Origin of the sequence: Paenibacillus sp. WLX1005, from assembly GCF_046603685.1 — a bacterium.
In the GTDB taxonomy this organism is placed as follows: domain Bacteria; phylum Bacillota; class Bacilli; order Paenibacillales; family Paenibacillaceae; genus Saccharibacillus.
Genome location: NZ_CP176756.1, coordinates 4385101 through 4399931, shown reverse-complemented (window position 1 = coordinate 4399931; position 14831 = coordinate 4385101). Strand labels below are relative to the sequence as shown.

Annotated in this window: 14 protein-coding genes; 12 read left to right on the top strand and 2 right to left on the bottom strand. The window is 50.1% G+C overall.

Translation table 11 applies throughout. The features are described from left to right. Positions 1-115 precede the first annotated feature (115 nt). The 9 genes from ACE3MZ_RS18800 (at position 116) to ACE3MZ_RS18760 (ending at position 8897) form a co-directional block, all read left to right on the top strand. Complete coding sequence (locus tag ACE3MZ_RS18800) at positions 116-784, top strand: succinate dehydrogenase cytochrome b558 subunit (protein ID WP_411343640.1); 669 nt, start codon at positions 116-118, stop codon at positions 782-784. Positions 785-853: 69 nt separating this feature from the next. After that, entirely contained in the window at positions 854-2596 is a 1743-nt protein-coding gene (gene sdhA / locus ACE3MZ_RS18795; protein WP_411343639.1) for a succinate dehydrogenase flavoprotein subunit, read from the top strand. Between the two features lie 139 nt (positions 2597-2735). Continuing rightward, positions 2736-3524 (top strand): succinate dehydrogenase iron-sulfur subunit, encoded by a 789-nt coding sequence (sdhB, locus tag ACE3MZ_RS18790; protein ID WP_411343638.1) that lies wholly within the window; start codon positions 2736-2738, stop codon positions 3522-3524. 160 nt (positions 3525-3684) lie between these two features. Next, positions 3685-4482 carry an aminoglycoside N(3)-acetyltransferase gene (locus tag ACE3MZ_RS18785; RefSeq protein ID WP_411343637.1) on the top strand — a complete coding sequence of 266 codons (798 nt, stop codon included), beginning with the start codon at positions 3685-3687 and terminating at the stop codon, positions 4480-4482. A gap of 48 nt (positions 4483-4530) precedes the next feature. Further along, a complete protein-coding gene (locus tag ACE3MZ_RS18780; protein ID WP_411343636.1) occupies positions 4531-5310 on the top strand; it encodes a DUF3891 family protein in 780 nt (259 codons plus the stop codon). Positions 5311-5504: 194 nt separating this feature from the next. Next, entirely contained in the window at positions 5505-6485 is a 981-nt protein-coding gene (locus ACE3MZ_RS18775; RefSeq protein WP_411343635.1) for a metallophosphoesterase, read from the top strand. Between the two features lie 55 nt (positions 6486-6540). Then, complete coding sequence (locus ACE3MZ_RS18770; protein WP_411343634.1) at positions 6541-7281, top strand: metallophosphoesterase family protein; 741 nt, start codon at positions 6541-6543, stop codon at positions 7279-7281. Positions 7282-7299: 18 nt separating this feature from the next. Next, complete coding sequence (locus ACE3MZ_RS18765; protein ID WP_411343633.1) at positions 7300-7938, top strand: GNAT family N-acetyltransferase; 639 nt, start codon at positions 7300-7302, stop codon at positions 7936-7938. Then, on the top strand, positions 7935-8897 hold the full coding sequence (locus tag ACE3MZ_RS18760; protein WP_411343632.1) for a DMT family transporter: 963 nt from the start codon (positions 7935-7937) through the stop codon (positions 8895-8897). The genes ACE3MZ_RS18765 and ACE3MZ_RS18760 overlap by 4 nt, the downstream gene beginning before the upstream one ends. Before the next feature lie 674 nt (positions 8898-9571). On the opposite strand, the gene ACE3MZ_RS18755 is transcribed toward ACE3MZ_RS18760, so the two are convergent. After that, a complete protein-coding gene (locus ACE3MZ_RS18755; protein WP_411343631.1) occupies positions 9572-10381 on the bottom strand; it encodes a histidinol-phosphatase in 810 nt (269 codons plus the stop codon). Between the two features lie 113 nt (positions 10382-10494). Further along, entirely contained in the window at positions 10495-11397 is a 903-nt protein-coding gene (locus ACE3MZ_RS18750) for a LysR family transcriptional regulator (RefSeq protein WP_411343630.1), read from the bottom strand. A 449-nt stretch (positions 11398-11846) separates the two neighbouring features. Here ACE3MZ_RS18750 and ACE3MZ_RS18745 point away from each other — a divergent pair, with 449 nt between their 5' ends. The 3 genes from ACE3MZ_RS18745 (at position 11847) to ACE3MZ_RS18735 (ending at position 14823) form a co-directional block, all read left to right on the top strand. After that, the gene (locus tag ACE3MZ_RS18745) at positions 11847-12305 is read left to right on the top strand and encodes a chemotaxis protein CheX (RefSeq protein ID WP_411343629.1); all 459 of its coding nucleotides are present in this window, start codon (positions 11847-11849) and stop codon (positions 12303-12305) included. Between the two features lie 173 nt (positions 12306-12478). Then, the gene (locus ACE3MZ_RS18740) at positions 12479-13255 is read left to right on the top strand and encodes an SDR family NAD(P)-dependent oxidoreductase (RefSeq protein WP_411343628.1); all 777 of its coding nucleotides are present in this window, start codon (positions 12479-12481) and stop codon (positions 13253-13255) included. A 119-nt stretch (positions 13256-13374) separates the two neighbouring features. Then, a complete protein-coding gene (locus tag ACE3MZ_RS18735) occupies positions 13375-14823 on the top strand; it encodes a DEAD/DEAH box helicase (RefSeq protein WP_411343627.1) in 1449 nt (482 codons plus the stop codon). Positions 14824-14831 lie beyond the last annotated feature (8 nt).

The window sequence follows — 14831 nt, the reverse complement described above, 5'->3', positions numbered from 1 at the left end:
TTCCTATGCAAGGGTAGCCGGAGGTCCGATTTATTACCGTCTATCCGAGTCTAGGCGGCATTTTACATGCCTGTCGCAATGAAAACGCTCTTATTATGAAAGGGGAACGTCATTCATGAAAGGCTTCTACGCCAGAAGGCTGCACTCGCTGCTCGGGATCATTCCGCTCGGATTGTTCTTTATTGAGCATATGATCACCAACTTTTCCGCATACGAAGGGGGAAAGGAATCATTTGACTCAGGTGTGGCATTTTTGAACGGTTTGCCGCTAGTCCTGTTTCTGGAACTTGTGTTTATCTTTTTGCCATTGCTGTATCACGGGATTTACGGTCTGTATATCGCGTATCAGGCGAAACCGAACAACAATCATTTCGGCAATGAGCGCAACTGGCGGTATACGCTTCAGCGTGTAACCGGTGTTATTACATTTGTTTATATTTCATGGCATGTGTACGATACACGTTTCCAAGTTGCACTGGGCAATGTAACACATGAACAGCTTGGCGGGATTATGCACAATATTATGACCAATCCTGTTACCTTCGTATTGTACGCGATCGGCGTCGTTTCTGCATCGTTCCACTTTTCCAATGGACTCTGGTCCTTCCTCGTTACGTGGGGCATCACAGTGGGACCGCGCGCGCAGCGTGTATCCAGCTATATCTGCATGACCATCTTCGTGGTGGTTGCAATTATGTTCTTGCTGTCCATGGTGGCATTCCGCAATGTGGACTTCCAAGATCCGACTGTTGCATTTGAAAGTATTCGTCATCTGGTCGCATAAATTACCGGCAGAGCGGATTCGTTGCTCACCTGCCGGAGTAGGCACGTTATAAGGGGAGGGTAATTTCTTATGGCAACATCCAATATTATTATCGTGGGCGGCGGTCTCGCTGGTCTGATGGCAACCGTCAAAGCGGCGGAAGCTGGCGTTCACGTTCATTTATTCTCACTCGTACCGGTCAAACGCTCGCACTCCGTATGTGCACAAGGCGGTATCAACGGTGCGGTTAATACAAAAGGGGAAGGTGACTCGCCGTGGCTGCATTTTGACGATACAGTCTATGGTGGTGACTTCCTCGCCAACCAGCCGCCTGTCAAAGCGATGTGTGATGCGGCACCGGGTATTATTCACTTGATGGACCGGATGGGCGTCATGTTCAACCGGACACCGGAAGGTCTGCTCGACTTCCGTCGTTTTGGCGGAACGAAGCATCACCGTACCGCCTTTGCAGGTGCAACGACGGGTCAGCAATTGCTGTACGCACTGGATGAGCAGGCACGTCGCTGGGAAACTGCTGGTCTGGTCACCAAGTACGAAAACTGGGAATTCCTGAATGCCGTACTGGATGACGAAGGGGTATGCCGCGGTGTAGCTGCACAAAATCTGCGTACGATGGAGATCGTTACGTTTGGCGCGGATGCGGTCATTCTTGCGAGCGGTGGTCCTGGTATTATTTTCGGTAAAACGACCAACTCGGTTATCAATACAGGTACAGCGGCAAGTGCCGTGTATCAGCAGGGCGTGAATTACGCGAACGGCGAATTTATCCAGATTCACCCGACCGCGATTCCGGGCGACGACAAGCTGCGTCTCATGTCTGAATCAGCGCGTGGAGAAGGTGGACGGATCTGGACGTACAAAGACGGCAAGCCTTGGTACTTCTTGGAGGAAAAATATCCTTCCTACGGTAACCTCGTTCCGCGTGATATCGCTACCCGCGAAATCTTCGACGTCTGCGTTAACCAGAAACTAGGCGTGAACAACGAAAACATGGTCTATCTCGATCTGTCTCACAAAGACCCGAAAGAGCTAGACGTCAAACTGGGCGGCATCATCGAAATCTATGAAAAATTCATGGGCGACGATCCGCGCAAAATCCCGATGAAAATCTTCCCGGCAGTCCACTATTCGATGGGCGGCATGTGGGTCGATTATAACCAGATGACGAATATTCCAGGTCTGTTCGCAGCCGGTGAGTGTGAGTACCAGTATCACGGTGCAAACCGTCTGGGCGCCAACTCGTTACTGTCTGCCATCTATGGCGGCATGATCGCCGGTCCGAAGGCAGTCGAATATGTCAAAGGTCTGAAAAAATCGTCTGCCGATATATCGCAAAGTGTATTCGACGGCGCACGCAAGCAGCAGGAAGACAAGTATGAGCGTCTGCTCAGTATGGACGGTACGGAGAACGCTTATGTGATCCACCGTGAGCTGGGCGAATGGATGACCGACAATATGACGGTTGTTCGTTACAACGACAAGCTGCAAGCGACGATCAACAAGATCAAGGAACTGAAGCAGCGGTATAACAAGATCAACGTCAACGATGCTTCCCGCTGGAACAACCCGGGCGTAGCCTTTACCCGTCAGCTGTGGAACATGCTGGAATTGGCAGAAGCGATGACGCTCGGTGCTCTGCTCCGTGATGAAAGTCGCGGCGCGCACTACAAGCCAGACTTCCCAAGTCGGAATGACGAAGATTTCTTGAAAACAACGGTAGCCACTTGGACACCGGATGGACCGAAGATCTCCTACGACGAAGTAGATGTATCGCTCATCCCGCCGCGTATCCGCGACTATTCCAAAAGCTAAGACGTCAAGTCTGTTTATGATAATGTCAGGTTCAGCCAATACAAGGCTTTCTGTGCATGACGTAATTCTACAGGGAGCCTGATCAGCATCATGTTGCACACGCAACCTATCTTATTGTCCAAACAAGGGGGCATTAGCAATGGCGGAAGCAGTAACCACCGGAAACCCGGCAGCACAGCAGACAGCCAAGAAAGTGAAGTTTGTCATCACCCGTCAGGATCAACCGGAAGGTCCATCGTATAATGAGGAATTTGAGATTCCATACCGTCCGGGTATGAACGTAATTAGCGCCTTGATGGAAATTCAGCGTAACCCGATCAACAGCGGGGGCAAAGACACCGCTCCGGTATGCTGGGAATCCAACTGTCTGGAGGAAGTATGCGGAGCCTGCTCGATGGTCATCAACGGCAAACCGCGTCAGGCATGTTCATCGCTGGTCGACAAGCTGGAGCAACCGATCACGATTGCACCGATGAAAACATTCCCGGTCGTACGCGACCTTGTTATTGACCGCAGCCGCATGTTCAGCGCGCTGAAAAAGGTCAAAGCATGGATTCCGATCGACGGTACGTATGATCTTGGTCCGGGTCCGCGGATGGCGGAAACGAAGCGTCAGTGGGCGTATGAGCTGTCCAAATGTATGACCTGCGGCGTTTGTCTGGAAGCTTGCCCGAACGTGAATGAGAAAACGGACTTTATCGGTCCGGCACCATTGTCTCAGGTGCGTTTGTTCAATGCGCATCCGACAGGCGAGATGAATCAGGAAGAACGTCTGGATGCGATCATGGGCGAAGGCGGTATCGAAGCGTGCGGGAACTCGCAAAACTGCGTACGTTCTTGCCCGAAAGGCATTCCGCTCACAACATCTATTGCGGATCTGAACAAGGAAACGAACAAACGTATGTTTAAACGCTGGTTGAGTGTATAATTTCATATAGACCGGCAGCAAATACAGAACGGAAATACACTCGTCGTGTAGGTTCCGGTGAAGGCGGGTAGCACACAATTGTGCAGCCCGCTTTTTCCTATCTGTTCGGTTGCTGTACCTGAAATATACATAGCAGCAAGATATGACCGGAGGAATGAATATGATTACGGAACGTCCGATTAGCTATACCCAATTGAAAACTGAATTTGCCGCGCTCGGCGTGCAGCCCGGCATGAATCTGCTGCTGCATTCCTCGCTCAAACAAATCGGCGGCTGGATTCCCGGTGGTGCGGAAACGGTCATTCTGGCGTTAGAAGATGTGCTCGGCTTCGAAGGCACCCTCATGATGCCAACGCAGACATCACAATTGACCGATCCCAAATTATGGCGCTACCCGCCAGCCGATCCGCGCTGGTGGGATCTGATTCGCGAAAGTATGCCGCCGTATGATCCAGATTTTACCGTTACGACAGGCATGGGGGTGATCGCTGAGACATTCCGCAAGCAACATGGTGTGTATCGCAGTCATCATCCGCATGTATCATTTGCGATTCGTGGCAAGCATGGAAAAGAGTGGGCGGAGCAGCATCCGCTGGACTTTGGATTGGGCGATCAATCGCCGCTTCAACATCTATATGACGCTGATGGATACGTGCTGATGCTCGGTACGACGTATCTCACCAACACTTCGATTCATCTGGCGGAATATCATGGAGAATGGAATGGCAAAAAGCAGATCACCATGGATGCACCGATGACGACGGAGAAGGGCAAGCAATGGGTACGATTCCGCGATCTGAACTTTGATTCTGATGACTTTGACCGTATTGGTGCTGATCTGGAGCAGGATTGTCCGCATCTGGTCGTTCAAGGCACCATCGGCAGTGCGACTGCCAAATTGATCAAACAACGTGGATTGGTGGATTATGCAGCAAGCTGGTTGGAACAGAACCGCTAAGGATATATAGATAATGACAGCAAGTACATGACTAGGGGGATGACAGATATGATCTGGAGAGAACGAAAAGATTCATTTATTATGATTCGACAGCATGACCATGCCCGTATATCGGGAGCGATTTCCCGTCATATGGATCAAGGGGCTTCACGCGATCAGCAGCGCTGGGACGATGTGTTACTCGCTTGTGAGCAGCATGATCGCGGCTGGATTCCGCTGGATCAGATTCCGATGTGGAATGAAGTGAAGGAGCGTCCATTTTCGTTTATGGATTTTCCAGAGCCTGCGAAGCTGGTATTTTACCGATACGGGATTGATCAGTTAGAGGAGATGTGTCCGTATGCAGGCATGCTTGCCAGCTTCCATTATGGCGCGCTAATCGGTGAATATGGTGCACAAGATCCATTTGGACGAGGGTTTCTGGATGAGGAGAAGAAGCGTCAGGAGCGGATCAAAGAGCAGACCGCACCGGGCGAAGAGGAGCTACGTTACCATCGCGCTGTGCTGGAATTGTGCGATGATCTGTCGCTGTATGTGTGCTTGAACGAGCCGGGTGTAGACAAAAAAGACGAGATGGAATGGTGGAAAGAAGGCTTTGAAGTTGGTAAAAAGCTGGACGCCGCCGACCAGAAGACTATTATGCCAACATGGTTGGATGAGCGTCAGGTTGTACTTGATCCGTTCCCGTTCCTGAAGCCGTTTGAAGCGACGATTATTTATCGTGAAGTGTCCAAGTCCCTGATCGCCGAAAAAGGCATGGAAGTGGCTTACGAGGCGTCAGAAGAGCGATTGCAGGAAGTGGTATTCCGAGGAACCGAATCGGCGTAAGCATGGTTGGATTGAGAAGAGCAGAATACCTCATGTTCTAAAGGATACAGCAGGCTGTATTGCTGGCAATGCACGATGTATGATTGGGTATTGCTTCGTTCCACATTTGACGGCGGCGCAAGGATTCGGCAAAATAATCATTATATATTATGAGAACTTATAATGATAACAGCGGATCGCCGTTTGGATGGGAAATGGAGGGAACATACCTGAAGCCATATTATAATCAAGCATATACCTGCTTCGGGAGTACCCATTCCCCGGAATTGCGTGTATGGACAGCAATCAATTCAAATACAAATCAGAACAAACCACAGCATCCTCGCACCTTCAGTCGGCGTCAGTTTCTCAAAGGCAGTCTTGCCACTGGCGCAGCGCTTGGTCTGGGTGGGCTGAGTTACACTTGGATCGGGGAACCGAACTGGCTGGAAAAGGTATATATTTCGCTGGAATTGCCCAATTTGCCACCTAGTCTGAATGGGATGCGGCTAGTACAGTTTAGCGATATGCATCTCGGCATGGGCAAGAATATCGGCGATCTGGATAAGCTGGCAGATGTGATTATGGGCGAAAAGCCTGATCTGCTGTGCTTTACCGGTGATATGGTAGATGAATATGCTAGCGAGCTGAATGGCGGAATTGCCGCTTTGCAGCGAATGCAGGCACCACTAGGCAAGTTCGCCGTACTCGGAAATCACGATTATCTGGATGATGTGCTAGCAGTATCGCAGCAGATGCGTCAAGGTGGATTCCAGATGCTGATTAACGAAAATCATGTCATCACTCGCGATGACGGCGTGCTGGCAATCGCCGGACTGGATGATCAATTGCTCGGCAACCCGGATGTACATAAAGGAGCGAAAGGCATTCCAGATGATGCCTGCCGCATTCTGCTAATGCATGAGCCGGATTATGCCGACCGTATACCAGAGGAATTACAATTCGGCTTGCAGTTGTCCGGGCACAGTCATGGCGGGCAAATTCGGGTGCCGCTGGTCGGAGCGGTCATTACGCCCAAAGGCTCACGCAAATATGTGATGGGCGGTTACAAGGCTGGAATCAACGGTCATCTGCCGCTGTATGTGAATCGAGGAATCGGGATGTCGCAGCTACCGGTGCGGTTTATGTGCCGACCGGAGCTGACTATCTTTACCTTGCACCGCGCGTCGACCTGATCTGCGGGCGCTTACTGAATTATGCCGGCAAACGGTCAGGATGGAGGGGGAAATCATGGAACGTATTGCACTTGTATCGGATATTCATGGAAATATGCCTGCTTGGCAGGCAGTGCTGGATGATATAGATCGCCGTGGGATACGGCGCATTTTTTGTCTTGGCGACATTGTGGGGAAGGGACCGGATTCGGTTGCTATTACCGACAGTGTGAGAGAACGCTGTGAACTTGTGCTGCGCGGCAACTGGGAGGAACTGATCGTGCGCATGAGCAACGAAGATGAGTTGTTCGGCTGGCATCATCGCCGTTTGGGCGAAGAACGGTTGTCCTTTTTGGATTCCTTGCCACTGCGATATGACTTTACATTCAGCGGACGGCTGATCTCGCTCGTCCACGCTTCACCGGAAAGTGTATTTCAGCGTGTACAACCGTGGGACGATCTGGACAGTCGCATGGGCATGTTTGCTCCGGTGCCGGACGAAGATACATCTCTTCCGCGCATTCCCGAGCTGGTCGGCTATGGTGATATTCATAATGCGTATTTGCAGCATCTGGATGGACGCGTCCTGTTTAATACCGGTAGCGTTGGTAATCCATTAGATGGCAAAGGAGCATCGTATGTCATTCTTGAAGGCGAACCAGATGCCACGGAGCCAGTTCCGTATTCCATTCAATTTGCCCGTATTCCGTATGATGTGGAGCAAGCTGTACAGGATGCGGTTGACGCTGGTATTCCGGCGCTGGATTATTATATGAAAGAACTGCGTACCGGTATCTACCGGGCATTGCAGAAGTAAGGAAACGGAGGAATGGCGATGCTGAATAAACAGGATTTGAAAAGGGCTGTGCCTGAGCTGCATACCGACCGGCTGGTGCTGCGTCGCCTGACAGCGGAGCACGTGGAGCGCTGGTGGGAGTGCGCTAGCGATCCCCAGGTGCTCACCTATCTGTACGGTACACCGGAGATGAAGGAATATCAGGTGCTACAGCCAGATCGACTTGGGCGCCGGGTGGAGGAAGCGTTCCGCAGTATGAGTTCGATTCATTTTGCGATCATGTCCAAAGATGGAGAATCCATGTACGGCGTTTGCTCCTTTCAACGCTGGGACGAGCATGCCGCGCGCGCTGAAATTGGCTTTGCGCTATGCAAAACATTTTGGGGCAAAGGCTATGCTACCGAAGCAGTGGGCAGTCTGATCAGCTTTGGGTTTGAGCAAATGGGCTTGTCTCATATCGTCGGTCGCTGTCATGTCAAAAACGATCTGTCGATCCGGGTGCTGGAAAAGAACGGCATGCGTCAACAGCCGCCTTCTAATTCCGGTATCAAAAGCTACTGGCAGGAGATGGGCATCATTGTGTACTCGGTCGCTCAGAGTGAATTTCAGCTCCGCAAAGACCGCGCCGCACTGTATGCGTCCTCGCGTGAACACGGCGGCGATTCTGTTGCGCCATGACGGTGGAACGCTGGTTTACGAGTCGCCTTGGCGTTGTTGTCAGTTCAGTGCTGGCAACGATGCTATGGGGCAGTGCATTGCCTTTTATCAAATTAAGCTATGCGCATCTACATATTGGTAGTGGCGATCTGTTCGCTCAGTGGCTGTTTGCAGGGTATCGGTTTGTACTAGCGGGATTGCTGCTAATGGGACTGGCGTGGCTGCTCAAACCGCGTGGTGTTCCGGCGCCGCGTATTCCAGCTTCTTCGCTGGTGGTGCTGGCATTAACGCAAACCTTTTTGCAGTATATTTTCGTATATGCGGCGCTAGGCAACGGCTCAGGTATGACGATGTCGATCATTTCAGGTTCAGTATCGTTGTTCCAACTGCTGGCAGTGCGCTGGTTGGTGCGTACGGAGCGTCTGTCTACGCGTAAGTGGCTGGGGCTGTTGCTCGGCTTTGGCGGTATTGCGGTGATGGGGATGGCGTCTGGGGGTAATCAGCATCTGGCATTTGGCGTGGCTGAATTGCTGATGCTGCTGTCTGCTCTGTCCGGCGGTGTTGGGAATGTGCTGGCACGTCGTCAGGCAGCTTTTGAACCGGTGATCAGTCTGACTGGCAGACAGATGTTCTGGGGTGGAATCGGGTTGGTGATCGTCGGTTGCGCGTCGGGGAATCCGTTTCCGTTTGATTGGGATGGGACGGGGCTACTCATGCTGCTGTATTTGTCGCTATTGTCGGCTGGTGCGTTTGCACTGTGGAATACGGTGATGAAGTACAACGAGGTCGGCAAGGTGTCGATGTATTTGTTTTTGTCGCCGCCGTTCGGTGTGATTCTGTCGGCGTTGTGGCTGCATGAACAGGCATCGATCTGGTCATTTGCGGCGCTGGCGTTGGTGACGTGCGGGATTGTACTGGTGAATCGGGAGCGGCGGGCAGTGAGTACTGCTGGTATGGATGATACACCAAGGAAACGTTAGCTGGAGTGGAAATGCTTATGTTATTTAATGTTATGCAACTGCAATGTGGTTGCAATCTAACTTTAACAGGGAGCGGGTAAGATACATAGTGTAAGACCCCCTTTTTGGTATATGCATGTGACCCGTCGACTTGGCGGGTCTCTTTTTATTTGTGGGTATGGGTGGGGAAATCGACAGTTTGAGCTTGGAGCAACAATCGCTCTGTAAAGGGATAGGGGAAACAGACTCCGGTGGAGCCGCAGGAATCTACGCAATGGAAGTGAAGGTAGATTCCCGCGCTCCAAAGCAGTAAGATATTTTGCTTCCGCAAAAATCACTTTTTATTGAACCTCGTGTTTGAAGAAAACACTATAAGTCGTCTTTGTTCCCTATTCCCTTTACGCCGCTATGTGCTTCCGCGCTATGTCGGATTTGTCCAGATACGGAGGGGAGCAGTTGGAAGGGCAGAAGAGTAAACCGTAAACCGTAAACCGTAAACCGTAAACCGTAAACCGTAAACCGTAAACCTTGTATTTGTTACAATGGGGTACGGTTTTTTTAGAGTAGGGGACTTGTTTTATTGGATGTTAGAGGGATAAGGGGTTATCTAGTTATGGTTAGTGGAAAACAAAAAAGTCCTGCTTTGGTCGGCAGGACTTGGATGGTGATCAGATGCTTACAGATTGATTTTACTATTACAGCGCCACGACTTGGCGTTGTTTTTGTTTGTAATATACCCATTCGGTATAGCCGATATCGCGTAGCTTCTGAGCCACTACATCAAAATCGTCGCCGACGCGTTGTGGGATGTGGGAGTCGGAGCCGAAGGAAATTTCTACACCAAAATGGTAGGCGCGTTCCAGAATGGCATCGACGGGGTGCCAGAGTCCGCAGGCTTTGATTTTGCCAGAGGTATTGACCTCGATGGCGACGCCAGAAGTAGCAATCGTTTGCAGCATTTGATCCAGCGCTTGCGGTGCTTCGATGTCGGTGAACGCCGGGTAGTTGCTTTTCATGGCGTCAATGTGACCAAGAATATGGAACAATCCACTCTGGGCGGATTCGCCGATCATGCGGAAGTATTCTTCCTTGACCGCTACTTTGCCGGCATTGTCCAATTCATCCCAGCGAGTAGGATCGAAGATGCTGCGACCGCTGCTAAAATGAACAGAGCCGATAATATAGTCAAATGGATATAGATCCAGCTGTTGTTTGTACAAATGGGCATGATGCGGGAAATAGTCGGATTCGATGCCGAGCAGAACGTCGATCTTGCCCTCATATTCCTTTTTCAGATCCAGCACTTCCTGCACGTAGGCGGATAGCTGGCTTTTGCCCATAGCGGTATTAGGAAATGCCTGGTCTTCGTCAAAGCCGAAGTATGGCGTATGATCGGAAATGCCGATCACTTGCAGCCCGGCGGCAATGCCTGCTTCAATATAGTCTCGGATGTCGCCATCCGCGTGTCCACAGCGATAATGATGAGTATGAAGATCGAATTTCATTGGCAAACAGGCTCCTTTGCTTCCATGGGAATGAGGTGCGGATGAACTGGTACATAACATATCACCAGTTGCAGCACACGAGAATCGCAACTTCGTACAGTTATCCTGTCGATTTATTCAGGGCTGATAAAGCGGTCTTCTGGCATGCCTTTGAGATCATCCAGAAACTGGCGCATCGCCGAATTCAGATAACGACCGGATTTGTAGATCAGACCGACCGGGTGACTTACTTCAAACTCTGGCATCGGAATCATGACCAGTGTGCCATGACGCAGCTCGCTGGAGATGGATTGGCGGGAGATGATTGCAGCACCGAGATCGATCTCGACCATGCGCTTTACTTCCTCGCTGCTGGATAGCTCCATAATGATCTCCGGCACAACGCCGTGCTTTTTGAATACATCATCTACGAATTTGCGTCCGACGGTATCCGGTGAGAGCATGATAAGCGGCAGATGCTGCAAATCCTGAATGGTTGCCTTTTTGGTGCGAGCCAGCGGATGCTGGGGAGAAACGACCAGCTCAAACATATCGTAATACAGGATGGAGGTTTCGAGGTTCGGGTTGCGTTCGATCAGGTAACCGATTCCAACATCAACCATACCATTTTCCACACTGTAGTAGATTTGGGAGGAAGGCATCGAATGAATCATCGTTTTGATCAGCGGAAATTGATTTTGAAAATAAGCAAGCACGCGCGGCAGAATCTGAATGGCAAACGAAGTTGTCGTGCCGAGCAGAATGCGTCCCTGTGGAGTCTCATCCAGATCCGCCAGACGCTGCTTCAGCTGTTCCACAACAGCCAGAATCTGTTCGGCATGCTCCAGAAAGACCGTTCCTTGATCGGTCAGTGTCACCGGTTGGTTCCGGTTCACCAGTACCGTCTTGAACTCGTCCTCCAGACTTTTGATCTGGGCGGACACCGCAGGCTGGGTCAGATTCAGCAGCTCGCCTGCTTTACGGAAGCTCATCGTCCGCGAAATGGTCAATAATGTTTCCAGTTGACTGATATTCATGAGTTCCTCCTTATGTACACCTGTGAGTAAATTATAGTGGATTGCCGAAAAAGCGGCAATGATGCTGAAAATCCAATTCTTCATTTCGCAAGTTTTGCAAAAGCAATCATGGATCATTTACAGCGAAATTCGACGAAATTTTTACCAGAAAAACACTGAAATTTGAATAAAACGCCAGCTTTTGGTCTACATAAAACATCGTTACCTTCCGATAATAATAAAAAGTCGTCAAATGGACCCATAAAAAGGTTCGTTATACCAGTCTTTATACCCAATAAAATCGTAACATGTCGATTTCGCTCCCATTTTGTAAAAATAATTTTAAAATTTTGGGTTGTAGCCATGTTTCTGGATGAATTGTCCTAGGTTATAAGGTATAATGAGCATATTAATCATAGGTCATAAGTTTCATTTAAAATATAGCCCATTAGTGGAGGGAGTATTAAGGTATGAAGGCGGAAGTTATTAATCCATTTTTGGAAGCAGCGAGACTCGTTATTGGTCAGGTCGTTCAAGTCTCACCTTCTACAGGCAGTCTCGGTATCAAAGATATCGAGCTGGTTGATGATCATATCTGGATTCAAATTGGTATGACCGGGCAAATGAGCGGAGATATTATTTTCGGTATTCATGAAAGTGTAGCACTGCGTATGGTTTCGGCAATGATGGGCGGTTTTGTGCTAACGGAGATGGATGAGATGGGACAGAGCGCGATTTCGGAGCTGGGCAATATGATCAGCGGTAACGCTAGTACTATTTTATCGAATCAAGGTGTAGTAGTAGATATCACGCCACCAAAAGTGATGAAAACGAGTGCGGTAACAGGCTTTATGTCTGCCAAAGCACTGACGATTCCATTGATTATGGATGGGATCGGCGAGCTGGATATTCAAGTTATGGTATCCTAATTTCGCTTATTGCTTGATTTCGTTTCTGAGTAAGATACAATTTAATGAAAATGTAGTAAACAAGCAAGCTGTTCTTTAGCCCCTTTGGTAGAGGGGGAAAGAACGGCTTTTTTGTTTGTGCTGGATATGTAACCGTGCATCACCTAAAATAAGGTAGACTGGAGGGATTGGCGTTGAAATTGAACAACAAAATCGTATTCATTACCGGCGCCTCAAGCGGATTGGGCGCTCATACAGCGCAATTATTGACGGAGAAAGGCGCCATTCCGATATTGACTGCCCGTTCGGAGGATAAGCTAAGGACATTATCGGCTGGCTTGCAAGGTGAGCATCGCGTGTATCGTATGGATGTACAGCAGCAGGAGGATGTCGAGAAAGTGGTGCAGCAGGTGCTAGACCAGTACGGACGCATTGATATTGTGCTGAACAACGCGGGCTACGGGCAATTCACGACACTGGCGGAAACGGGTGTAGATGAATATGCGCAGATGATGGATGTGAATTATATGGGCATCGTTCGTTGTACCAAAGCGATTGTTCCGCATATGCTGAAGCGCGGTAGCGGTCAGATCATCAACGTCGCGTCGATGGCGGGCAAATTTCCGACTGCCAAATCAACCGCCTATACGGCAACCAAATTCGCGGTGCTGGGCTTTACCAATTCATTGCGTCAGGAGCTGCGGAACAGCGGCATTACCGTATCTGCGATCAACCCGGGTCCGATCAGTACCGCGTTCTTTGATCGTGCGGACCCGACAGGGGCTTATGTGAGCAATGTGAGTAGCTTTATGTTATCGACGGATAAAGTTTGTCGCGAGATCGTACGCATGATGGAACGCCGACGTGAGGAAGTGGATTTGCCGCGTTATGCCGGGTTTGCATTGCGATTGTATCAGCTGTTCCCACGGCTCGTCGATCGCCTGACGTATTCGTTTTTTGACCGTAAATAAAGGAACGGATAGATTGTGTGCGGACAAGGGTGAATTGCTGATATAATGGTACTTGCTGCATGGCGTGAAGTAATTGTTTGTCAATACGCTATAGTATGGAAAGATAAAGGATGAAACTTATGGAAACTAACGTAAATTTTCTCGGGCTGGGCATTGGTGAATCGCTGAATGATGCACTGTCCCGTTATGGCATTACCGCACCATCGCCGGTGCAGGAACAGAGCATTCCGCTTATTTTGGAAGGACGCGATGTGCTCGCTCAATCGCAGACTGGTAGCGGTAAGACGTTAGCATATCTGCTGCCAATTTTGGAAAAGATCAATCCAGAGCAAAAGGAGATGCAGGCGCTGATCCTCGCACCAACGCAGGAGCTGGCGATGCAAATCGTTCGCGAATGTGAGCGGTATGGCGAAGAGAAAGGCATCACTTCACTCGGACTGATCGGCGGCGCAGCAATCAAGCGCCAGATCGAAAAGCTGCGTCGTCACCCACATATCGCGGTCGGTACGCCGGGACGTATCAACGAGCTGATCAATGTACGTAAGCTGAAGATGCACAACGTCAGTACGATCGTAGTCGATGAAGTGGATCAGGTACTTGGGCTTGGTGGCGGTAGCGATGTACAACGGATTATCAAAAGCGCCAAACGTGACCGTCAGCTTGTGTTCTTGTCGGCTACGATTAATGAAGAGATTCATAGCATCGCTCAGCGCGAGATGAACGATCATGCTATCGTTGGCATCGAGCCGGTACAGCATACCGCGTCCGCGATTGATCATGTGTATTTTGTAACGGAAGAACGCGACAAAGTGGATACGCTGCGTCGTGTGCTGCGCCATTACAAAGCACCGCGTTCTATCGTATTCGTTAACGATACCGAGCAGATCGCTGAAGTCGAATCCAAGCTGGAATATATGGGCTTTAGAGCGCGCGCGATCTACGGTGACGCTGATAAAGTAACCCGCAGCACCGTGCTGGCACAATTCCGCTCCGGCAAATTGCAGGTGCTGGTCGCAACCGATGTAGCTGCGCGTGGACTGGATATCGAAGACCTGAATCTGGTCGTCAGTCTGGACCCGGCATTTGATGCGGAATTTTATGTGCATCGTAGTGGACGTACCGGTCGTATGGGCAAAAAAGGCGTGTCCGCTTCGATCATTACCGAACGCGAGCGCTTCATTATGCGCAAGTTCAGCGATACGCTGCATATCTCGTTAAAAGAACTCGTTCTGGAGAGTGGCGAAGCACGTACCGCTTCCCCAGTCAAGCCGCGCAGCAAAAAGCCGGTTGTCCGTAACGATAAACCAGCAGGCGATCAGGCAACCAATAGCAATGGTGCAGGCTTAGGAAATGCCAATACAGCTACATCTAGTAATCAAGGTCAGACGAATGGCTTCCGCACGCAGGAACACACATCATCAGAAGCACCAGCGCGTCGTCCAGCTACTGGCAAAGCTGCACCAACCAAACGCGATGGCAAAGCCAAAGTGCGCAAAGCCGATCAAAAAAGCAAAGGAGCGCCAAAATGGCTGAAAGCCAAACGGAATGGCGCTTCTGACGAAAAGTGAGGTTATAG